This is a genomic window from Haemophilus parahaemolyticus (genome assembly GCF_002015035.1).
GTDB lineage: Bacteria > Pseudomonadota > Gammaproteobacteria > Enterobacterales > Pasteurellaceae > Haemophilus_A > Haemophilus_A parahaemolyticus.
This window is the reverse complement of the sequence record NZ_MUXY01000003.1, coordinates 1-20,965: the sequence shown is the minus strand read 5'-3', so window position 1 is coordinate 20,965 and position 20,965 is coordinate 1. Positions and strand designations below refer to the sequence as shown.

Sequence of the window (20,965 nt, the reverse complement as noted above, 5' to 3'; positions counted from 1 at the left end):
TAATTTTAAAATGGAAGAAATTAGATTTTGCAATCAACAAGTTGTTTGGCAAGAAGTGCCGAATGAAACCAGCCTCGCTTTTTTGATTACAGGCTGCCCTTTAGGTTGCAAAGGTTGCCACAGTACCGAGAGCTGGAAACGTGGAAGTGGTCAAATTTTGACGGAGATTTACCTTGTCAAACAGCTCAAAAAATATCAAGACTTAATTAGCTGCGTGTTATTTATGGGTGGTGAATGGTTGCCTGACAAACTCATTCCATTGCTCAAAATAGCACAAGCCGAGGGGCTGGCAACCTGTCTTTATACAGGCTTAGAAAAAATAGAACTTGACCCAAGAATTTTAACCTCACTCACCTACCTCAAAACAGGGCGTTGGATTGCTGAGCGTGGCGGATTAAATAGTCTTACCACCAACCAACGATTTGTCGATTTAAGAACGGGGGAGTGTTTGAATAGTTTGTTTATTCGTTGATATCTCCCCGTTTATAGAGGGAACAAAGTTTTCATCATTAAAAAACATGTAGTGTTAAGGAAACAATATGATTCGACTTACCCCCACTCAACTTTCTCAAAAGCTAGATTTCATCACAGAATATAAAAAAGCTAAAAACGCCGCTGATGGTTCGAAAATGGACGCTAATGCGAACGTGACTCAAAAAAACATTGCGACAATGGAACAAGAGTTGATGAAAGATTTTTTCGTGCAGATCAACCGTGCCAAAGTGAGCCAAAAAATAGCAGAACTCTTTGGGCAAGCGATGGCAGACGAGTATCTTCGCCAAATCGAAGACCACGAGATTTACGTTCACGATGAAACTAGCCTTAAGCCTTATTGCGTATCGGTGACGATGTACCCATTTTTGCGTGAAGGCTTAACCAAACTGGGCGGAGAATCTCAAGCCCCGAAACATCTTGCCTCATTTTGCGGTTCGTTTATTAACTTTGTATTTGCTGTGAGTTCTCAATTTGCTGGCGCAGTAGCAACAGTGGAATTTTTGACCTATTTCGACTATTTCGCCCGCAAAGATTTTGGTGAAAATTACCTAGAAACACACCGCTTGGAGGTGGAAAATCACTTGCAACAAGTGGTTTATAGTATCAATCAACCCGCCGCAGCACGCGGTTATCAAAGCGTATTCTGGAACATTTCGATTTACGATCGCTTCTATTTTGAGGCGATGTTCAGCGATTTTGTCTTCCCCGACTTTGAACGTCCGAATTGGGCAACCACTGCCAAGCTACAACGTTTCTTTATGAAATGGTTTAACCAAGAGCGTACCAAAGCGATTTTGACTTTCCCCGTGGTCACCGCAGCAATGTTGACCGAAAATGGCAAATGCAAAGACAACGAATTTGCCGACCAAATGGCAGAAGAGCTCTCGCAAGGCAATGCCTTCTTTATTTATCAATCAGATAACCCCGATTCGCTTGCCTCTTGCTGTCGCTTACGCAATGAAATTGCAGATCACACTTTCTCTTATTCACTTGGTGCAGGCGGTGTGGCGACAGGCTCGATTAACGTGATTACGCTCAATATGAACCGTTTAGTGCAAGATGGACGGGATTTAGCGACAGAAGTGCGTAAGATCCACCAATATCAAGTTGCCTATCGCAAACTAATGGACGAGTACTTAGCTGCAGGTATGCTACCTGTTTACGATGCGGGATTTATCTCGCTCGATAAGCAATTCCTCACCATTGGCATAAATGGAATGGTGGAAGCGGCGGAATCGCAAGGCTTAACTGTGGGATATAATCCAGACTATGCGGAGTTTGTGCAAAGCCGCTTAAAAGTGATTTTTGAAGCAAATCAACAAGCCGCTAAAATCTATGGCGTGAAATTCAACACCGAATTTGTGCCAGCGGAGAATTTAGGCGTTAAAAATGCAAAATGGGATAAAGCGGACGGCTATTTTGTGCCACGAGAGTGCTACAACTCCTACTTTTATGTGGTGGAAGATGAGCAAATTAACGCCCTTGATAAATTCTTGCTGCACGGCAAAGAATTCATCGAATGGCTTGATGGCGGCTCTGCCTTGCATTTGAATTTAGATGAAGCTTTAACCCAAACAGGCTACCGCACAATGCTTGACATTGCAGCCAAAACAGGCTGCAACTACTTCTGCATTAACGTGAAAATCACCATCTGCAACACCTGTGCTTACATCGACAAACGCACCTTACAATGCTGCCCAGAATGTGGCTCGAAAGACATTGATTACGGCACGCGTGTGATTGGCTACTTAAAACGAGTTTCTGCCTTTAGCTCTGCTCGCCAAAAAGAACATAGTTTGCGCTTCTATCACCGAGAAGCGGCGTAGAAAGTAGCATAGACAGTGTAAAAGCTAACTTTTTAAATTTATTCCAAAAATTCGCTTTTGATTTTTCTAGGCAGAATAGAAAAATTCGGTATTATGTAGCGGTAGCATAATAAAATAATTAACATTCTTTCAATGAGAAACGGAATATCTCCACTTGTTAGGAGCTAGATATGAAAAAACTCACCTTCTCTCAACTCACATTTAATGAAAACAATACACCCGTTTCCGAGCAGTTTGACGACATCTATTTTTCTACCCAAGATGGCTTGGCAGAAAGTTACTACGTTTTCCAAGAGGGTAATCAACTTTGGGAACGATGGCTTTCACATGAGCGTGAAAGTTTTGTAATTGCCGAAACAGGCTTTGGCACGGGCTTAAATTTTATGGCGGCGGCAGATAAATTTCAGCAATTTCGGGCAGAAAACTCAACACATAAACTGCAACGTTTGTATTTTCTCTCATTTGAAAAATATCCGTTAACTTCCGCACAATTAAGCCAAATTCACGAAAGTTATCCGCAATTTGCAACACTTTCAGCAAATTTAACCGCGTGTTGGAAACCTCGCCAAGTAGGCTGTCAGCGTTACCATTTTGGTGAGATTTATCTTGATATTTGGTTTGGCGATATACAAGAGAGCCTTTCACAATGGGGCGATTTATATGACGAAGCCGTAGATGCTTGGTTTTTGGATGGTTTCTCGCCCGATAAAAACCCCGAAATGTGGAATGAGGGGCTTTATCAGCAGATGTTCCGCACTACACGTATGGGCGGCACTTTTGCCACTTTTACGGCTTCAAGCAATGTTAGACGAGGATTGCAAGCGGTCGGTTTTGAGGTGAAAAAACGCAAAGGCTTCGGCAAAAAACGAGAAATGTTGTGGGGCACAAAAAATGCTGAAGTTGAAAGCCAATCGCAACAATTCCCTTACTTTTACCAGCAAAATGCTGAACATTGCCAAGATATTGCGATCGTTGGCGGTGGTGTCGCAAGCCTCTTTTTAGCATTATCTCTCCTCGAAAAAGGCAAGAAAATCACACTTTATTGCAAAGATGATCAGGTTGCTTGCAATGCTTCGGGTAATCTGCAAGGGGCTATTTATCCGCAATTAAGCGATGATGACGATCGCAATGTGCGATTTTATGTGCACGCTTTTGATTACGCTCTGCAACGCTTGAATGGGCTTAAACAAGCGGTCGATTTTGAGCATGCTTTAACAGGCGTGGTACTTTATGCCTACGATGAAAAGCAGGTCAAAAAGTTAACAAAATTGGCGGAAATCATGCAAGATGATAGCCTATTTCAACTCTGTTCTGCAGAAGAATTGAGCGAAAAATTAGGTGTTTCTGTGCCAAATAGCGGTGCTTTTATTCAAGAGGGCGGTTGGCTTTCGCCCGTGCAATTGGTGCAAAACGGCTTTGCTTTATTAGAGAAAATGGGGCTGAGTATTGTGCTTAATCACGAGGTTTGTGCTCCGCAATGGAAGAATGGAAAATGGCGTTGGCAACATTCAGGCGAAACTTTCTCGCATGAGGTTCTAGTGCTTGCCAATGGGCATAGCTTTAACGAATTCGTACAGGCTCAAGGCATTCCGCTTTACCCTGTTCGCGGGCAAGTAAGCCAAGTACCGACCACTGAAAAATTATCTCCGCTCAAATGTGTGATTTGTTACGATGGTTATTTAACGCCGCGATCTTCAAAAGGTTTGCATTGCATTGGTGCAAGCCATATTCGTGATAATGCGACTACCGAATTTAGCCTTGCAGAGCATCAAGAAAATCTTACAAAACTTCAGCAAAATGTGACCGCTTGTGATTGGGTACAGGGGCTGGATTTATCAGACAATCTCGCCAAAGTTGGCATTCGAGCGGCTTTTCGAGATCGTATTCCAATGGTTGGGGCAGTGCCGAATTTTGAGGCTCAAAAAGCGCAATATGCGAATTTGTATAATCTACTACGCCGCAAACAAGCGGTTGAAAAGGCGGAAAATTTTACCAACCTCTATATGATTAACGGCTTGGCTTCACGTGGTTTAACCTCAGCCCCGTTATTGGGCGAATTGTTGGCAAGCTTAATTGTGGGCGAACCTTTGCCTATCAGCGAAGATATTTGGCAAGCCTTAAACCCAAACCGCACGTGGATGCGAAAGTTGTTGAAGGGGAGTAGAGTATAAAAGTAGCCCAAAGTAAATTATGACTTTGGGCTATTAATTTAGGTTAATCACACGGTAAAATCTTAATTGCCAAGCCGCCTGTTGAGGTTTCACGGTATTTGGCGTTCATATCTTTGCCCGTTTCGTACATCGTTTCAATAACCTTATCTAAGGTAACTCGAGGTTGTGTTGTTAAGCGTAACGCCATTCGGCTGGCATTGATAGCTTTAACCGCTGCAATCGCATTACGTTCAATACAAGGCACTTGCACTTGTCCGCCCACAGGATCGCAAGTTAAGCCTAGGTTATGTTCCATTGCAATTTCTGCTGCAATACAAACCTGATCTGGTGTACCACCCATAATTTCAGTTAAGCCTGCTGCTGCCATTGAACAAGCTACACCCACTTCGCCTTGGCAACCTACTTCTGCTCCTGAAATTGAGGCATTCATTTTATATAACGAGCCAATCGCACTGGTTGCTAACAAATAGCGCTCTATGGTTTCTTGGTTAAGTGGGGCGATAAATTGCTGATAATAAGCCAACACGGCAGGCACAATGCCACAAGCACCATTCGTAGGTGCGGTAACCACGCGTCCACCTGCTGCATTTTCTTCATTTACCGCTAAGGCAAACATATTAACCCAGTCGATAATTTGCATTGGATCTTGGTTGAATTTACTATTTGCTTCCAAACTTCGACGCAGTGAGGCTGCTCGGCGAACTACTTTTAGCGAACCTGGCAATAAGCCTTCAGTGTGCAAGCCACGCTGAATACAGGCTTCCATTGTCTGCCAAATATGAGCAAGATAGTGCTCAACTTCTCCTTTTGAACGCAGTGCCAACTCATTTTTCCACATTAGGCTAGAAAGCGGTAAACCTTGCTCATGGCAATGTTTTAACAAGTCTTCCGCGTATTGATAAGGAAAAGGCACTTGCACTTCGTTTTGAGCCGTTTCACCAAAATGTTCATCATCGACGATAAACCCACCACCAATCGAATAAAATGTTTTTTCGAAAAGTAGCTCATCTGCATTGAACGCTTTAAGCATCATCCCATTTTCGTGACGAGGTAAAAAGTCGTAATGAAACGGCATATCTTTGTAGAAATCAAAATCAATGGTATGCGTGTTTGAACTATCTGCTTGAGCTAAATAGAGCTGATGGATTTGCTTGATTTGCTCAATCGTTGGCTCAATGCTTTCAATATCCACATTATCTGGCAAATAGCCCATCAAGCCCATTACTACGGCAATGTCAGTGTTATGCCCACGACCAGTAAGCGAAAGAGAGCCATAAATATGAGCTTCTAAGCGGTTAGTTTTGCCTAATAATTTGCAAGCAATAAGTTCATCAATAAATTGTTTTGCTGCTTTCATTGGACCGACAGTATGAGAACTGGAAGGACCAATTCCTACTTTAAACATATCAAACACGCTAATCATAAAATTTACGAACTATACTTTGTAAAACTAAAGGAGCGGTATTCTACTTGAAAGTTGAAAAGATATAAACTTAAAAAAGCTATTTTAATTTTTCTAAACTCAGTCTATTCTCTTGTCCTCCCTATTAGAAAGTTTGATAAACGTTTGAAATAAAAAAGGTGAGCAAGAATGCCCACCTTCTAAACTCATATTTTGCAATTAACCGAATACTTTTTCCAACTGTGCTTGGTAATAGGTTAAGTATTGTTCTACTATAGATTTTTAATTACATCGTTACATAAGAATGTCGGCAGGCGGGTCAAGCCGATGAACTCGTTGAGTTTGTGGAAAGACATGTGCAAAGCATCCACGCCTTTACCTTCGAAGAATTAGCCTTCGCGGGTAAACGTTTCAATCGGTGCATTCCAAGTAAGCGAGATCATGTGTTTTTACCTTTCAACCAGTGCTTATTTTAAAACTTCACCGTTTCACCATCTTCTGGAATTACTACATTTTCAAGCTTGTTTGCTTGGACAAATTGGCGTAAATCCTTACGGTAAACAGACATATGGTTTACAGCATCCATGTGCACCGTGATAAGTTTTGTATTTGGTAGCATTTGGCGAGCATGGGCAACATCTTGTAACCCCATAATAATGCCGTCATTCGGAAAAGCTAAGGTTCGCGCATCACCAGTGTTCATAATCATTACATCAGGTTTATAACGATTAATGGCTTTGTTTACTTCGGCAGTCCAAACTGTGTCACCAACCAAGTACACCGTTGGATGACCTTTCGCTTGGAATGTTACGCCCATCGCCTCATCTAAAATCTCAGCTAATTGTGGTACAGCGTACATTTCCGTTGTGCCGTGAGAACCGCCGGTTTTATTTAAAACAATACCTTCAAACTCCACCGATTTTTCCAACGATAAACTAGTTATGTTAGTAAAACCTTGCGCTTTGAGTAAGTCGCCATCCTGTTCATGTTGCACAAAAATTTTGATGGATTTAGGTAAAATTTTTTGTGCAACCTCATCCCAATGATCTTCATGTGTATGAGTCAAAATAATGGCATCAACATCTTTGAAAGTATCTTCTGCTTTCATCGGCAATTCCACAAGTGGATTACGCAAATGGCTATTTAATGTCCCTTCAAAGCCTGCATAACGCCCTTTTTCAGCAAGCATCGGATCAATTAAAAAAGTTTTCCCTGCGTAGTTCAGGCGACCAGTGGCATTGCGGATATGTTGGTAGCTATCAGTGTTTTTAGAGGCAAGATCTACAGCGAAAGTATTTGCGCTAATAGCCAATGCTGTAGTGCTAATTAAGGTTTTTAAGTTCATGTTTTTTCCTTTTCTATACGTTATTGAATGAATAAACATATTATAGTGAGAACAAAATTGCGCAAAAATAGATAAAAAACTAATAAACATAATAATCAGGTCATTTCTGTGTTATGCTCATATCAAAGTAGGAGAAATAAAATGAATACACCCACAGTAGCTTTAATTGTGTATGAACAAATGATGCCTATTCATTTTGCGATGGCATATTCCGTTTTTTCTATGTCGGATTTAAACGGCAAGCCGTTATTTGAGTGTAAAATTGTTAGCGATTCGGACAACCTGACAAACTCGCTATTTCACATACATTTAGATGGAGGTTTAGAGTGGTTGGAGAATGCCGATATTGTTGTGATGACTGGATGGCATGATACTCAAGTGATGCCAAGTGAGGCTTTATTAACGGCGTTACGGCAAGCATATCAACGTGGTGCGACAGTGGTGGGTTTATGTTATGGTGCCTATGTGTTAGCATGCAGTGGTCTACTTAACGGCAAAAAAGCAACCACACATTGGCTGGGAGATAGTGATTTTACTCATCGTTTTCCGCAGGTGAAATGGGATTTAAATCCTATTTATTTGGAACAAGATCGACTGATTACCTCAGCAGGAACAGCCGCTTCCATGGATTGTTGCCTTTCTATTGTCCGTAAATTATATGGTGTGAAAATTGCCAATCATATTGCCCGAATACTGGTTATCCCCCCTCATCGTGAAGGCGGACAAGCACAATTTATCGAACGCCCTATTTCTCGTTCCACACCTAATCATAATATCAATGCGTTGCTTGCTTATTTAAATGAAAATCTGACCGCACTTCATTCGACTGATAGCCTTGCCGAACGTTTGTCAATGAGCCGTAGCACTTTCACCAGACATTTTCGCAAAGCAACTGGAATGTCATTAAATCAATGGTTAATTGAAGCAAGGCTACAACGAGCAAGAGAGCTTTTGGAAAGCACAGATTTATCTATTACTGATATTGCAGAACAAAGTGGATTTCATAGCGATACCGCCTTGCGTCAGCACTTCTTGAAAAAACATAAGATTTCACCGAATCGCTGGCGTAAACAGTTTCAAATTGAGGAGGTTTAGATCTTTTTATTTTAAAGTGCGGTCAGATTTTTAGGTGTTTGTGCAAATTCAATCTACCTCAACCCCTAGATTTTTATATCTAAGAATGTTATCAAATATATTTTTTATATAATACACTTTCTATTTTAATTGATACTTTCTTTTTGCTATGATATGACTTCATAAAAAAGCAATAACTTTTTGGGTATAGTAGAAAAATAGGTGCTAAAAATTGGCTTAAAGCCTTATAGTGCAAGGCTTTAAGCCCTATTGTCTACTATGCCTATACTATTCTTCTAACGAATATGGCAATTCACAAATCTGCAATGCAATGCCATTCACACGGAAATTAGCTTCTCGCTCTACATCTTTGTTCATTACTACTTGCAGCCACAATTTATCTTGATAATGCACAGCAGAAAGAATTGTTCCAGTTGTACGCCAGTTTTCACCGAGTTGCATTTCAATGCTAGAAGCAATTTCTGGTAAAGTAATTTCGCCTGCAACTTGACCAACCAACGTAAACATCGCACGTTTATTTGCACCACGATATTTTGCTCGTGCTACGGTTTCTTGCCCGATATAGCAACCTTTGGTAAAGGAAATCGCATTTTCGACCGCTTGTAAATTTGCTGCTTGAGGGATAAGTTCAAATTGATTTGCTTTAAGCAAAATCGGTAAGCCGTCTTGAATATCTATTAAATCCCAAAGTTTAGCCGAACTATTTATTTCTAAATTTTCACCCCACACAATTGCACGCTTTTGCCCTTGTGGGAACACTAAAGCGGTCGAATTTTCGTGAAGTTTTGCCAAGATCTCACCGCTTGTTACACCATAGAGTTTGGTATCTAATTCGGTAAAAGTCACTTTCGAGAACACCGCATATTTTTTGAGCTGAGTTAAAGCCTCAGGCAATAAATCTTGATGGATGATGGCAAAAAATTGCTCTTGGCTCGCTCGATATAAACGGAACAAGGCACTCATTTTGCTTTTGGGATCACAGTGGCAAGTCAGTGTGTGGCTGGCTACTTCAAGCTTCGCCACATCGCAAGTTAATTGCCCTTGCAGATATTTTTCTGCATCCACTCCTGCAATTTCAATCAAACGATATTGTTCAAGTAATACGCAAAGTTCGGGATAGATTTTGCTAATTTGATTACATTCGCATTTCATTTTTAAGTCCTTAAAAAATCCTTTTTCTATTCTAAATTTTGGATTTGCTCACGCATTTGCTCGATAAGCACTTTCAATTCCACCGCAGAATTAGTAATATCGGCATTGATTGATTTTGAAGCCAGTGTATTGGACTCGCGATTGAGCTCTTGCATCATAAAATCTAATTTACGTCCTACTGCACCGCCTTTTTTAAGGATTGAGCTAGTCTCTTTCACGTGCAATTGCAAGCGGTCTAATTCTTCCGCCACATCGACACGCTGTGCGGTGAGTACCATTTCTTGTTCTAAGCGTTGTGGATCAAGTTGTAGATTAAGCTCCTCAAAGCGTTGTTGCAGGCGATCTTTTTGCCATTGCAACACTTCTGGCATTTGGTTTTGCACGCTTTGAGCAATCTCTGCGATACTGTCTAGGCGTTGTTGAATAATCGCGTGTAAATTTGCCCCTTCGCGTCCACGCATCGCAATAAAATCGGTTAATATTTGCTCGAAACCTGCCAATAAATCTTGGGCAATTTGGTCTAAATCTTGGCTTTGTGCATCTACCACACCAGGGTAACGTAGCACATCCACCAAGTTGATCTCCCCTTCTCCCGCAATGCCCTGCAAAGTTTTAAGCGAAGCGATAACTTGTTCTGCATAATCATTATTTAATGCGATTTTATTGTTGCTCGCTTGTGCTAATTCTACACGTAGGCTACATTCCACTTTCCCGCGAGTAAGCGAGTTACGCAGGCATTCTCGTAAGCCCATTTCTAAATGGCGAAAGGCTTCAGGCAGGCGGAAATAGGTTTCTAAAAAGCGTTGATTGACGGAGCGAATTTCCCACACTGCATTGCCCCACTCTTTTTTAATTTCTAAATGAGCAAAGGCGGTCATACTATAAATCATCTTGATTGTCCTGTTTTATAATGAAAATTAGCTTATTGTACTGTAAAATAGCCAAGAATTTTAGTAGAAGGAAAGAAAAACTATGCGTCCAAATAATCGCGAATTAAACCAAATCCGCCCTGTAAAAATTACCCGTCATTACACCAAATATGCTGAAGGCTCTGTATTAATTGAATTTGGCGAAACCAAAGTGCTTTGCAATGCAACCATTGAAGAAACTGTACCACGCTTCTTAAAAGGACAACAACAAGGTTGGGTAACTGCGGAATATGGTATGCTCCCACGTGCCACTCATTCCCGCACCCAACGCGAAGCGGCAAAAGGCAAGCAAACAGGCAGAACGATGGAAATTCAACGTTTAATCGCACGCTCTTTACGTGCCGTGGTCGATCTTAAAGCACTTGGCGAACGCACTATTACCGTGGATTGCGATGTGATTCAAGCCGATGGTGGCACGCGCACCGCATCTATCACTGGTGCTTGTGTAGCATTACACGATGCCATTGCTCACTTAATCGAAAATGGTACGCTTAAAACCAGCCCACTTAAAGGCTTAGTCGCTGCGGTTTCTGTTGGTATTGTGGATGGCAAAGCGGTTTGTGATTTGGAATATGTGGAAGATTCAAATGCGGAAACCGATATGAACGTGGTAATGGTTGAAGATGGCAGAATGGTTGAAGTGCAAGGCACTGCAGAAGGTGAACCGTTCTCACACGATGAATTATTGCGTTTGTTAGACCTTGCAAAACAAGGAATTAACCAGTTAGTTACGGCTCAGCGTGAAGCGTTAAATCTATAATTTTCTATCATTTATTTGGTAGGGCAGACTTCCAGTCTGCCATTTCATTTCTTTAACTGGCGGACTGAAGTCCGCCCGATATTTAGCATCTATGACAATCGATCCAATCTGGCTCTACATCGGCTTAATTTTACTCAGTTTTCTCTCCATTACCCTCTTTTTTCTGCATTCTCGCTTAGCAAACGAAGCGGCAGAACAGAAAGTTCAACTTGCCCAACTTTCGCAAAAAACTGAACAGCTTGCAACTGAAAAATCACAGGTAGAACAATGGGCGGTACAATATAAGGTTCGCTCCGAAAATGCAGAAAATCGTATTAGCGAAAAAGAGAACGAAATTCACCGCTTGCAAGCGAAAATTGATCAAGCAGCTCAGTTGGAAGATCAGCAAGAGAGCTACATCAACGAGTTGAAAGAACGCATTGGGGCAACACAAGCAAAGGCGGAGAGCTTGGAAGAACAACTTGCTTTTAGCCATCAACATTTGAACCAAAAAGAACAAGAATGCCAACGCTTGAACGGACAATTCATTCAATCGCAAAATGAACTAACTGAATTACGCACGACTTTAAACGAAAAACAGGCAAATTTTGAAGAGCAACAACGCAATTTTGTGCAGGTAAAACAGCAGCTAAATGTGGAATTTCAACATCTGGCTCAACAGATTTTAGAAGAAAAAAGCCAACTTTTCGCTCAAAGTAATCAATCCTCATTAGATGCATTGCTCAAACCATTTAAAGAGCAAATCGAAGGCTTCCAAAAACGTGTGAATGAAGTGCATAGCGAGTCGCTTAAAGGCACGGCAAACTTGGAAGCAGAGATCAAGCGAGTGTTACAAATTGGTGTGTCGATGTCAGAAGAAGCACAAAATTTGGCAACTGCTTTGAAAGGCAACAATAAAATCGCAGGTAACTGGGGTGAAGTGCAACTAGAAAGTGCGTTGCAATCAGCGGGCTTATTGGCAAATGAGCATTATGTAGCTCAAGAAAATTTTCGCGATGAAGAGGGCAAACGTTTTGCTCCTGATTTTGTATTGCATCTGCCTGATAACAAGCATTTAATTATCGACAGCAAAGTCTCGCTGGTAGCATATGACAAAGCAATTCGTGCCGAAAATCAAGCCGAAGTGTTACAAGCATTCGATGAACACTGCCGCTCGTTGCGGGCACATATTGATGGGCTTTCCAAGAAAAATTATAGCTCACTTTTAGGCGTGAAAAGCCCTGATTTTGTGCTGATGTTTGTGCCGATTGAGCCTGCTTACATTGAGGCAATGAAGCACGATCCGCAGCTCTTTAACTTTGGTTATGAACGTAATGTGATCTTGGTTTCGTACACCACGCTAATGCCAATTTTACGTACAGTTGCAAACCTTTGGCGAATTGAACGAGGTAACAGCGAAGCTCGTGAGATCAGCGAAAAAGCGGGTGATATTTACAACCAAGTGTGTACCATTGCTGAACGTTTGAGTAAGCTTGGCAACACGCTAAATACCGTAAATAATCAGTACAATCAAACAGTCACTGCTTTAGTTGGGCGACAAGGTTTGCTTGGTAAAGTTGAACGTTTCCAGCAGCTTTCAACTAAAGCCAGCCAAAATGTGCCGCAAGTCGAATTTATACAGAATGATTTGGATACGGCGAGATTGGAATTGTTGGTGGAGAAAGAGGAATCATGAAAAAATTACTTATCATCGACAACCACGATTCTTTTACCTTTAATTTGGTGGATCTCCTCCGTCCGATTTGTCGTGAACTCAACATTCCAATGCAGATTATCTTTAGTGAGGAATTGGATTTGGATGAAGTGGAAAATTTTAGCCATATTCTGATTTCGCCAGGGCCTGATGTCCCAAGAGCTTATCCAAATAATTTTGCGATGTTAGAGCGTTATTCTCAGCATAAATCTATTTTGGGTGTCTGTTTGGGGCATCAAACCATTGCAGAATTTTTTGGTGGGGAGCTATATAACCTTGCAGAAGTTCGGCACGGGCAACAACGCCCATTAAGCCAGCTTGAAGAGAATCCGCTGTTTGATGGTTTGCCTGAAAGTTTCAACATTGGGCTTTATCATTCATGGGCAATTTCGCAAAATTCTCTTGAAAAAACACCGCTTGTTGCAACCTCAATTTGCGATCAAGCGGTGTTAATGGCGTTCAAACATGCTAATCTGCCAATTTACGGGGTACAGTTTCACCCCGAATCTTTTATTACCGAATATGGTCGGGAAATGTTATCCAATTGGCTAATGAGCGAGTAGGCTTGGAAATTTTTTTGGCACAAGGAAAAAGGCTGGCACAACAAAAATTGCCATCAAAATAAACATATAGCTTGGGTTATATTGATAGAGTAAGCCTGAAATAAAAGTAAAAACCGCAACAATGGCACAGTTCGATAAGCCAAAATAGAGCCCTTGCAGTTTAGCGATTTTTTCTACTTTTTGGCTAGAAATATAGCGAATCATCGCAAAATGCGTCATGGCAAAACTAAATGAATGCAAACATTGTTCAAAAATAAACAATGTTGGATTAGTAATGTTAGCCAGTAAAATCCAACGGGAAATGGTTACCGCTGCGGCAACCATCATCAAATAGTGGATTTTAACCTTGCCTAAAAAACGTTTAGCAAGAAAGAACATACAGATTTCCGCTACCACTGCAATACCCCAAAGCAGGCTGATCATCTCTGTTGAAATACCAAGCGACGACCAATAGAGCGTGCTGTAAGTGTAGTAGGCAGCGTGCGAGCCTAAAATGAGCGAAACGGTTATTAGCATTCGGCAAGCGGTCGGTTCTTTGAAAATTTCCCAAGAACTTGGCGAATTTGTTGCGTGATGTTCGCTGTTTTGTTGTAACGCAATTGAAGGCTTGAATGATTGTCCGAAAGCGAGCAATAACATAAACCCCATGAAAATAAAGAGCACTGATTCTGCGCCTAAAAAGCCGACAAGATAACCGCAACTCAGTGAGCCCACCACAAAGGCGATTGAACCAAACAAGCGAGACTTACCATAATCTAATCCCACCTGTTGCTGCCAGATGGACGCGATACTGTCTGCGATTGGCATAGCCCCAGCGTTGAATATGTGAAACAGCATTAACAACGGGAAAAGTACCCAAATATTATCCGCAAAGAGGAAAATGAACGGAATGACAGCAAGATTCAGCCAAGTTAAACCGCGAGCGGTTGGAATGAGATGATCGACATGTTTTACCCGTTGTGAGGCGAGTAAACCCCCTAGAAATCGGAAAATATAACCCACAGAGGCGATTAAACCGATCATTTCTGCACTGTATCCGTAATGTTTGAGCCAAACTGGTAGGAATGGCAACATTACGCCATAAGCACAAAAAAAGCCGAAAAAGTTAAAAGATGCCCATTTAAATGGGGAAAGTGTGATCATAACGATTGCTCCATTTCGTTAGCTCGTGAAATAGCGGCTTGCATTGCTTGCTCAACAGTTTCCGCCAAATGTTGTTGCTCGAAAATTTCCAACGCTTTTGCAGTTGTACCACCTTTTGAAGTCACATTTTCACGTAGCTGTGAAAGTGGAATATCGGGATTGGCTTGCACTAATTTCGCCGAGCCAAGAGCGGCTTGTTGTACTAAAAAGCGAGCATCTTCCGTAGAAAAACCCATTTTTTCCGCGGAGTGTTGCATCGCTTCCATAAAGCGGAAAAAGTAAGCGGGGCTTGAACCTGTAAGAGCGATAATCTGATTGATTTTATGCTCTTCATCCACCCAATGACATTGCCCAATGGCAGACATCAGCATCTCCGCCAATTGACAAGCGGTCGGATTCACTGACGATTTTGCAAATAAGCCCGTTAAACCTTCGCCAATTAACGCAGGCGTATTTGGCATAGTGCGAACGATGTTTTTAGCGGTCGGTAAAAGTTGTTCAAGACGAGCGATGGAAATGCCAGCTGCCACCGAAATAACGATTTTTTGTGAGAAATCAATATCTACAAATTCAGTACAAACTTCTGCCATCATTTGTGGCTTCACAGCTAGGACGACAACCTCAGCCTGCTCAACTGCTTCACGATTGGTAAATTGTGTTGCAATTCCCACCGCTTGTAATTCATTGCGACGGGTTTGGTTGCTTTTGTTGCAAGCAATAATTTGGCTTACAGGATAACCGCTTTTTAATAAGCCTTGAATGATTGCCCAAGCCATATTGCCTGTGCCGATGAAGGTAAGTTTTGGATATTGCATTTTAGTGTCTCTTTTATTATTTTTCTTTCCTACAAGGGAGAAATAGTAGATAAAAAATAGCCGACCATTCAGTCGGCATAATATTTAACTTGCTCTGATATTCTCAGGCATAGGATCTTCAATCGGACGGATGTCGATTTCTGGGTTTTCAGGATCAACCTTATTTTCCGATTTCGGTTCTGTTTTCGGTTCTTCTTGCTGAGCTTTAGATGTATCTTGAGCTGGCTGCTTTTCTGCCTTTTCAGTCGTTACTTCAGCTACATTTTCAACCGCTTGTGCAGTTTTAGTTTCAGGCGTTGGCTCCACTTTCATTGGCTCAATAATGGCTTTATCAGGCATGCCAACAACTGGTTGTTTGTGCATTTTCACTTTTTCATGTGCATTTTCTGACTCAAGATCGACCACTTGTTCCGTTGTGGCAGTTTTATCTGAAAGCTCAGGATTTGACTTGCTATTTTTTTCTTCCAGCAATGGTGAAACGACATTGATTTCATCCGAATCTTCAGGAGCGTTCTCAGCAATATGAATATTCTGAGAACCATTGGTTTTCTTCACAATCAATTTGCGGCTAAGCTCCACTTTTGGATCAAGCCAAATAGCTAAAATGGCATCATTGGTAGCTTTGTCAAATTCATCTGCAATAACTTGATTATTAACGATAAAATAACCACGATCAGTCAACGCAACATAATAGAGTATATCGCCTGGTTTTAAATCGGGCAAAGTTCTACGCAAGCGGTCGATTATTGCCTCTTGATTGGGAAATTTTATTTCTAAATGTGCCCAAGAACGTGCGATAGAAATAGCAAAATCACGTCCATCCACAGGCTTATCATATTTTAGGCTCACCATAAGTGGACGAATATTGGGTTGATATTCGCCCGTTTCAGTGAAAAGAGATATGTTGTAAATTTTAAAGGGCCCCCATGTGTAATCTAAATCATTGATTTTCTTCCAATCAGACAGAGCATTGCCACTTAATAGGGTAAATAACAAAGTAAAGAGAGCTTTGTAGCGCATTCTTGTTGCCTCTTGAATAGTTGAGTTTACATTATACCGTTAAATTTTCCGCTTGTCGTAGTAGAAGTGGGTAAAAATTTTGTGATCTAGTTCAAAAATTTGTGAGATTTCACTACAAAATTAAATCAAAAGGAGTAGGATGAAATTAAATCTATTAATAATCTAATTTAAGGAGTTTACTATGTTTCCGGAATATCGTGATTTGATTACTAAATTGAAAAACGAAGATGCCCATTTCGCTCGTTTATTTGATAAGCATAATGAAATCGATCAAAAAATTAAAAATCAAGAAGCGAATATTGAATTCGCCACTCAACAGGAAGTTGAAACGCTTAAAAAAGAAAAATTGAAAATTAAAGATGAACTTTATGCGATTTTAAGAAAATATTCTGCGAAATAGGTTGTTAATTGAACGTTGAAAGGGGTGAATATCAAATATTCAGCCCTTTAATTTTTTAGTCAATAGGGATTAGATATTTCAAAAAAGCTTATCTTGAAACTTCAAACAAAGATCTAAAATGAGGATATTTATTAAATATCCGTCTTCTCTTTATACTCACACAAATCTTCAATAATGCACGAGCCACAACGGGGTTTGCGGGCGATGCAGGTGTAGCGACCGTGCAAAATCAACCAATGGTGCACATCAACTTTAAACTCAGCAGGTACAACTTTCAGTAGTTTCTTCTCCACCTCAACCACGTTCTTCCCAGGAGCAAAACCTGTGCGGTTCGAAACACGGAAAATATGCGTATCAACGGCAATGGTTGGATGACCAAATGCGGTATTCAACACCACGTTAGCGGTTTTTCGCCCAACACCCGCAAGGGCTTCTAACGCATCACGATCTTCGGGCACAATGCCGTTGTGTTTTTCAATCAAATCACGGCACGTTTTGATGATATTTTCCGCCTTACTATTAAAAAGCCCAATGGTTTTGATGTACTCTTTTAAACCCTCTACGCCTAAAGCTAAAATTGCTTCAGGCGTATTAGCAACGGGGAAAAGTTTATCTGTTGCTTTGTTCACGCCTTTGTCTGTCGCTTGGGCAGAAAGAATGACTGCGATCAACAATTCAAAAGGTGAGGAATAATTTAATTCAGTGGTAGGATGCGGGTTTTCATTCCGCAATCTTGTTAAAATTTCAATACGTTTTGCTTGGTTCATTATCCAAAAAATCCTTGTTCATAGAGCATTTTGGCGACCATTATAAACGAAATTGTCACTAACATTGGGCGAATTAGTTTTTTGCCTTTAGTTACCACCATTCTCGCTCCCAATGTTGCTCCGATAAATTGCCCAATAAGCATAATAAAGCCAATTTCCCACACGACGGCACCGCCAAAAATGAAGAAAAGTAGCGATGCGAAGTTAGAGGTAAAGTTCAATACTTTAGCGTGAGCAACCGCTTTGGTGAGATTAAAACCAAGTAAAAGCACGAAAGCGAGTGTGTAAAATGAGCCGACTGCAGGTCCGAAAACACCATCGTAAAAGCCTAATCCCATTCCTGCCGTAAAGCCGAACAGCAGGTAGCTGATGCGTTGTTTGCGATCTTGATCGCCAATGTTTGGGCTAAATAAAAAATAGATGCCGATAGCAAAAATTAGAAAAGGTAAGCCGATTTTCAATGCATTCACATCAATATTTTGTACCACAATCGTACCAAGAGCGGCACCGATAAATGTCAGTAAAATCAGCAGTGCAACCTGTTTTAAATCGACCGCTTTTTTGCGAACAAAATAGAGCGAAGCTGAGAATGAACCTCCGCAAGCTTGCAATTTATTCGTACCTAAAGCTACGGCAGGCGGCAAGCCTGTTGAAAGCAAGGCGGGAATGGTTAATAACCCTCCACCGCCCGCAATCGCATCAATAAAACCAGCAACAGTCGCAACGCCAAAAAGCATTGCAATCACATCAAGTCCAACATCAAGTCCAAGTTCCATACATTTTCCTAATAAACCACCATTTCATCGCTGTGAATTGCCACTGTGCCAAATTCATAACCAAGTATATGCTCAATTCCAGCCGATTTTTGCCCTTTAATACGGCGTAAAGCCTCGTCACCGTAGCGAACCAAGCCAAGTGCTAACGGTTTGTCTTCGGTGTTAAATACTTTCACTAATTCGCCACGGGCAAACTCGCCTTTAACTTCTAGAATTCCAACTGGCAAGAGCGATTTGTGCTGCAATAATGCGGTTTCTGCCCCTTTATCCACTACAATGCTTCCTACTTGAGGTGCGGCAAAAAGCCACTGCTTACGCCCTTCCAAGCGGTCGGATTGAACCACAAATTTGCTACCAATCGCTTGTCCATTGGCTAAATCGACCAGCACATTTTCACGTGAACCAGAGGCTATAATGGTTTCTACGCCTGAACGAGTTGCAATATCAGCAGCAATAATTTTGGTACTCATTCCGCCAGTGCCAAGCCCTGTTGAGCTTCCGCCCGCAATTTGGCGAATTTCAGGTGTGATTTTTTCAACCACAGAAAGTAAAGTAGCACTTGGATCTTTACGCGGATCAGCTGTAAATAAGCCTTCTTGGTCGGTTAATAAATAGAGCTGATCAGCTTGAGCTAAAATTGCCACTAAAGCAGATAAATTATCGTTATCGCCTACTTTAAACTCTTCGGTTGCCACGGTGTCATTTTCATTGATAACAGGGATAATTTTTTGTTCAAGCAAAGCATTGAGTGTATCGCGTGCATTTAAGAAACGTTCGCGATCATCAATATCAGCACGGGTCAAGAGAATTTGCCCGATGTTAATGCCATAAATATCGAAAAGATTTTCCCAAGTGCGGATTAACTGGCTTTGCCCAACCGCAGCAAGCATCTGTTTATAAGCAAGCGTTTTTGGCAGTTCTGGATGCCCTAAATAATCACGCCCTGCAGCGGCTGCACCAGAAGTCACGACAATAACGCGATGATGTTGATGAAGCTTGGCAATCTGCTTTACAAGTTCCAACATATAAGGACGGCTGAGGCTTTTACCGCCGTGGGTAAGGGTACTTGTACCGAATTTGATAACGATGGTTTTTGACATAGTGGATTCCATTTGGAAAGGACTCAGAGACTTGGCTCATACTATAAATGAAGCTATTGTAAGTCAAGAGCAGTACCATCAATACTTTTACATCAAATATTAAAAACTATTTGTTACCTCGATAAGGAATGTCGAAGAGATACACTTTACATTTATAAAATATCGAAAAATAAAAAACTGACCACTTATGTTTGTATAACTTTTATTTATTTCATATTGTAAAATAAACTAGATAGCACTTTTTATATGGAGTAAAAATACCCCACCTTTTTACTCGAGAGATTTTACAATGAAAAAAAACCGCATTAGCACTTTTCGCAGGTGCATTTTTAGCAAATGATGTATCTGCTTTAATTTATAAAGCAGAAGAAACAGGCACGCAAATTGATTTCACGGGGTCTGCACGCTTGCAATGGCGTAGTACTGCAAATAAAACTTCACCCGTAAATGGTAACAATACCCGCAACCACGTAAACCAAGCGGTTCGCGACAATGGTTCACGTTTTGGCTTCAAAATAACTCAACAATTAGGTGAAGGCTTCTATGCATTGGGGCGTGTGGAATGGCGTTTCCAAGATTTAGCTTCATCACAACACGGTTTTGATCACCTATACGACCACCACCTTTATGCCGGCTTTGGTCACAAATCATTCGGTGAGTTAACTTACGGTAATATGGCAACCATTACCGATGAAGTAAAGCAAACAGATTTAGCAAATACATTAAGCCTTTCTGATGGTTTATTACCTTATGCAGCACGCCACGCAATACAATATACTTACTCTGGTGTTGAAGGCTTAAAAGTAGGGGCATTCTATTCAGGTCATAGCCAACGAGGTGCAAACGGTTTAGATTTAAGCAATGAGCTAAAAGATATTTGGGGTGTAGGTGTAACCTATAAATATAAAATTGACAGCAAACAGAGCATAAAAACAGGTATTGGTTTCGCTCGTGATCGTTTCGAACAAGCTAACCGCCCAACTTATGACCGTAACGCATACGCTTTAGGCTTAGCTTACACTTACGATAAAACAACTGTAGGTGTAGATTTAGAGCGTCGTATAACCAAAGATCAAACCTATGTGGGTAACAAACGCATTGAGAAAGAAGTACGTACCGTTGCATTACAAAAATTAACCGACGATTTAAGCGTGTATACAATGCATGCGTATAAAGAAAATAAATTGAATGCGGTATCTGGTCAAAATGATACTAAACGCCGTAATAATCAGTTTATGGTTGGTTCTGAATACTACTTATTCAGTGACTACCTCAAACCAATGAACTTAAAATTAAAAGCATTCGTTGAATGGCAAAGCAACCATATCAAAAACTTCACCAACGGCAACAAGTCAAGCCGTGTTCGCGATAATGTAGCCGTTATCGGTGCGCGTGCTTATTGGTAATATTATCTAAAACGATATTGTTAATGCTGTTCTAACGTAGGGGCGAATTACATTCGCCCTGATATGGCATGAATATTTAGGGCAAATATAATTTGCCCCTTGTATCT

18 protein-coding genes and 2 pseudogenes are annotated in these 20,965 nt (G+C 41.0%); 9 read left to right on the top strand and 11 right to left on the bottom strand.

Annotated features, from left to right (window positions below):
• The first annotated feature begins 10 nt into the window (after positions 1-10).
• The 3 genes from nrdG (at position 11) to mnmC (ending at position 4,492) form a co-directional block, all read left to right on the top strand.
• Positions 11-472, top strand: a complete 462-nt coding sequence (gene nrdG / locus B0185_RS04505; RefSeq protein WP_005706234.1) for an anaerobic ribonucleoside-triphosphate reductase activating protein — start codon at positions 11-13, stop codon at positions 470-472.
• A gap of 67 nt (positions 473-539) precedes the next feature.
• Positions 540-2,321, top strand: coding sequence for an anaerobic ribonucleoside-triphosphate reductase (gene nrdD / locus B0185_RS04500; protein WP_005706233.1), 1,782 nt, complete (start codon positions 540-542; stop codon positions 2,319-2,321).
• A 170-nt stretch (positions 2,322-2,491) separates the two neighbouring features.
• Positions 2,492-4,492: a bifunctional tRNA (5-methylaminomethyl-2-thiouridine)(34)-methyltransferase MnmC2/FAD-dependent 5-carboxymethylaminomethyl-2-thiouridine(34) oxidoreductase MnmC1 gene (mnmC, locus tag B0185_RS04495; RefSeq protein ID WP_005706242.1), complete on the top strand. Its 2,001-nt coding sequence runs from the start codon at positions 2,492-2,494 to the stop codon at positions 4,490-4,492.
• 43 nt (positions 4,493-4,535) lie between these two features.
• Here the strand turns inward: mnmC and B0185_RS04490 are convergent, their stop codons facing one another.
• From B0185_RS04490 to B0185_RS04480, 3 genes and pseudogenes are all read right to left on the bottom strand, one after another.
• Positions 4,536-5,915 (bottom strand): L-serine ammonia-lyase, encoded by a 1,380-nt coding sequence (locus tag B0185_RS04490; protein ID WP_005706243.1) that lies wholly within the window; start codon positions 5,913-5,915, stop codon positions 4,536-4,538.
• Between the two features lie 198 nt (positions 5,916-6,113).
• Positions 6,114-6,343, bottom strand: a pseudogene (locus B0185_RS04485) (NADPH quinone reductase MdaB); the annotation flags it as partial.
• Between the two features lie 23 nt (positions 6,344-6,366).
• Positions 6,367-7,239, bottom strand: a complete 873-nt coding sequence (locus B0185_RS04480) for an MBL fold metallo-hydrolase (RefSeq protein WP_005706247.1) — start codon at positions 7,237-7,239, stop codon at positions 6,367-6,369.
• A 141-nt stretch (positions 7,240-7,380) separates the two neighbouring features.
• Between B0185_RS04480 and B0185_RS04475 the strand changes: the two genes are divergently transcribed.
• Positions 7,381-8,334, top strand: a complete 954-nt coding sequence (locus B0185_RS04475) for a GlxA family transcriptional regulator (protein WP_005706238.1) — start codon at positions 7,381-7,383, stop codon at positions 8,332-8,334.
• 267 nt (positions 8,335-8,601) lie between these two features.
• On the opposite strand, the gene ygfZ is transcribed toward B0185_RS04475, so the two are convergent.
• Both ygfZ and B0185_RS04465 read right to left on the bottom strand, forming a co-directional pair.
• Entirely contained in the window at positions 8,602-9,486 is an 885-nt protein-coding gene (gene ygfZ / locus B0185_RS04470; RefSeq protein ID WP_005706253.1) for a CAF17-like 4Fe-4S cluster assembly/insertion protein YgfZ, read from the bottom strand.
• A 26-nt stretch (positions 9,487-9,512) separates the two neighbouring features.
• Positions 9,513-10,376, bottom strand: coding sequence for a YicC/YloC family endoribonuclease (locus B0185_RS04465; protein WP_005706255.1), 864 nt, complete (start codon positions 10,374-10,376; stop codon positions 9,513-9,515).
• An 82-nt stretch (positions 10,377-10,458) separates the two neighbouring features.
• Between B0185_RS04465 and rph the strand changes: the two genes are divergently transcribed.
• The 3 genes from rph (at position 10,459) to B0185_RS04450 (ending at position 13,431) form a co-directional block, all read left to right on the top strand.
• Positions 10,459-11,175 (top strand): ribonuclease PH, encoded by a 717-nt coding sequence (gene rph, locus B0185_RS04460; RefSeq protein WP_005706236.1) that lies wholly within the window; start codon positions 10,459-10,461, stop codon positions 11,173-11,175.
• A gap of 91 nt (positions 11,176-11,266) precedes the next feature.
• Positions 11,267-12,850 carry a DNA recombination protein RmuC gene (locus B0185_RS04455; protein WP_005706251.1) on the top strand — a complete coding sequence of 528 codons (1,584 nt, stop codon included), beginning with the start codon at positions 11,267-11,269 and terminating at the stop codon, positions 12,848-12,850.
• The gene (locus B0185_RS04450; RefSeq protein WP_005706241.1) at positions 12,847-13,431 is read left to right on the top strand and encodes an anthranilate synthase component II; all 585 of its coding nucleotides are present in this window, start codon (positions 12,847-12,849) and stop codon (positions 13,429-13,431) included. Before B0185_RS04455 ends, B0185_RS04450 begins: the two co-directional genes overlap by 4 nt.
• Here B0185_RS04450 and B0185_RS04445 read toward each other — a convergent pair.
• The 3 genes from B0185_RS04445 to B0185_RS04435 form a co-directional block, all read right to left on the bottom strand.
• Positions 13,417-14,574 carry a 3-phenylpropionate MFS transporter gene (locus tag B0185_RS04445; protein WP_005706232.1) on the bottom strand — a complete coding sequence of 386 codons (1,158 nt, stop codon included), beginning with the start codon at positions 14,572-14,574 and terminating at the stop codon, positions 13,417-13,419. The two genes, B0185_RS04450 and B0185_RS04445, sit on opposite strands and share 15 nt — an antisense overlap.
• Positions 14,571-15,389, bottom strand: a complete 819-nt coding sequence (gene proC, locus B0185_RS04440; RefSeq protein ID WP_005706252.1) for a pyrroline-5-carboxylate reductase — start codon at positions 15,387-15,389, stop codon at positions 14,571-14,573. The genes B0185_RS04445 and proC overlap by 4 nt, the downstream gene beginning before the upstream one ends.
• An 84-nt stretch (positions 15,390-15,473) precedes the next feature.
• Positions 15,474-16,409, bottom strand: a complete 936-nt coding sequence (locus tag B0185_RS04435) for a hypothetical protein (protein ID WP_005706244.1) — start codon at positions 16,407-16,409, stop codon at positions 15,474-15,476.
• Positions 16,410-16,590: 181 nt separating this feature from the next.
• On the opposite strand from B0185_RS04435, the gene B0185_RS04430 reads away from it, so the two are divergent.
• Positions 16,591-16,809, top strand: coding sequence for an HP1242/YdcH family protein (locus tag B0185_RS04430; RefSeq protein ID WP_005706248.1), 219 nt, complete (start codon positions 16,591-16,593; stop codon positions 16,807-16,809).
• Between the two features lie 131 nt (positions 16,810-16,940).
• Here the strand turns inward: B0185_RS04430 and nth are convergent, their stop codons facing one another.
• From nth to proB, 3 genes are read right to left on the bottom strand one after another with little or no spacing between them, the layout of a single operon-like run.
• Positions 16,941-17,576: an endonuclease III gene (gene nth, locus B0185_RS04425; protein WP_005706256.1), complete on the bottom strand. Its 636-nt coding sequence runs from the start codon at positions 17,574-17,576 to the stop codon at positions 16,941-16,943.
• Positions 17,576-18,352 (bottom strand): TSUP family transporter, encoded by a 777-nt coding sequence (locus B0185_RS04420; RefSeq protein WP_005706231.1) that lies wholly within the window; start codon positions 18,350-18,352, stop codon positions 17,576-17,578. The genes nth and B0185_RS04420 overlap by 1 nt, the downstream gene beginning before the upstream one ends.
• Before the next feature lie 8 nt (positions 18,353-18,360).
• Entirely contained in the window at positions 18,361-19,452 is a 1,092-nt protein-coding gene (gene proB / locus B0185_RS04415) for a glutamate 5-kinase (RefSeq protein ID WP_005706235.1), read from the bottom strand.
• A gap of 293 nt (positions 19,453-19,745) precedes the next feature.
• Between proB and B0185_RS04410 the strand changes: the two are divergent.
• A pseudogene (locus tag B0185_RS04410) lies at positions 19,746-20,858 on the top strand (porin); the annotation flags it as partial.
• Between the last annotated feature and the right edge of the window lie 107 nt (positions 20,859-20,965).

Coding starts and splice junctions, on each gene's coding strand:
- nrdG (WP_005706234.1), top strand. CDS start 11: ATGGAAGAAATTAGATTTTGCAATCAACAAGTTGTTTGGCAAGAAGTG.
- nrdD (WP_005706233.1), top strand. CDS start 540: ATGATTCGACTTACCCCCACTCAACTTTCTCAAAAGCTAGATTTCATC.
- mnmC (WP_005706242.1), top strand. CDS start 2,492: ATGAAAAAACTCACCTTCTCTCAACTCACATTTAATGAAAACAATACA.
- B0185_RS04490 (WP_005706243.1), bottom strand. CDS start 5,915: ATGATTAGCGTGTTTGATATGTTTAAAGTAGGAATTGGTCCTTCCAGT.
- B0185_RS04480 (WP_005706247.1), bottom strand. CDS start 7,239: ATGAACTTAAAAACCTTAATTAGCACTACAGCATTGGCTATTAGCGCA.
- B0185_RS04475 (WP_005706238.1), top strand. CDS start 7,381: ATGAATACACCCACAGTAGCTTTAATTGTGTATGAACAAATGATGCCT.
- ygfZ (WP_005706253.1), bottom strand. CDS start 9,486: ATGAAATGCGAATGTAATCAAATTAGCAAAATCTATCCCGAACTTTGC.
- B0185_RS04465 (WP_005706255.1), bottom strand. CDS start 10,376: ATGATTTATAGTATGACCGCCTTTGCTCATTTAGAAATTAAAAAAGAG.
- rph (WP_005706236.1), top strand. CDS start 10,459: ATGCGTCCAAATAATCGCGAATTAAACCAAATCCGCCCTGTAAAAATT.
- B0185_RS04455 (WP_005706251.1), top strand. CDS start 11,267: ATGACAATCGATCCAATCTGGCTCTACATCGGCTTAATTTTACTCAGT.
- B0185_RS04450 (WP_005706241.1), top strand. CDS start 12,847: ATGAAAAAATTACTTATCATCGACAACCACGATTCTTTTACCTTTAAT.
- B0185_RS04445 (WP_005706232.1), bottom strand. CDS start 14,574: ATGATCACACTTTCCCCATTTAAATGGGCATCTTTTAACTTTTTCGGC.
- proC (WP_005706252.1), bottom strand. CDS start 15,389: ATGCAATATCCAAAACTTACCTTCATCGGCACAGGCAATATGGCTTGG.
- B0185_RS04435 (WP_005706244.1), bottom strand. CDS start 16,409: ATGCGCTACAAAGCTCTCTTTACTTTGTTATTTACCCTATTAAGTGGC.
- B0185_RS04430 (WP_005706248.1), top strand. CDS start 16,591: ATGTTTCCGGAATATCGTGATTTGATTACTAAATTGAAAAACGAAGAT.
- nth (WP_005706256.1), bottom strand. CDS start 17,576: ATGAACCAAGCAAAACGTATTGAAATTTTAACAAGATTGCGGAATGAA.
- B0185_RS04420 (WP_005706231.1), bottom strand. CDS start 18,352: ATGGAACTTGGACTTGATGTTGGACTTGATGTGATTGCAATGCTTTTT.
- proB (WP_005706235.1), bottom strand. CDS start 19,452: ATGTCAAAAACCATCGTTATCAAATTCGGTACAAGTACCCTTACCCAC.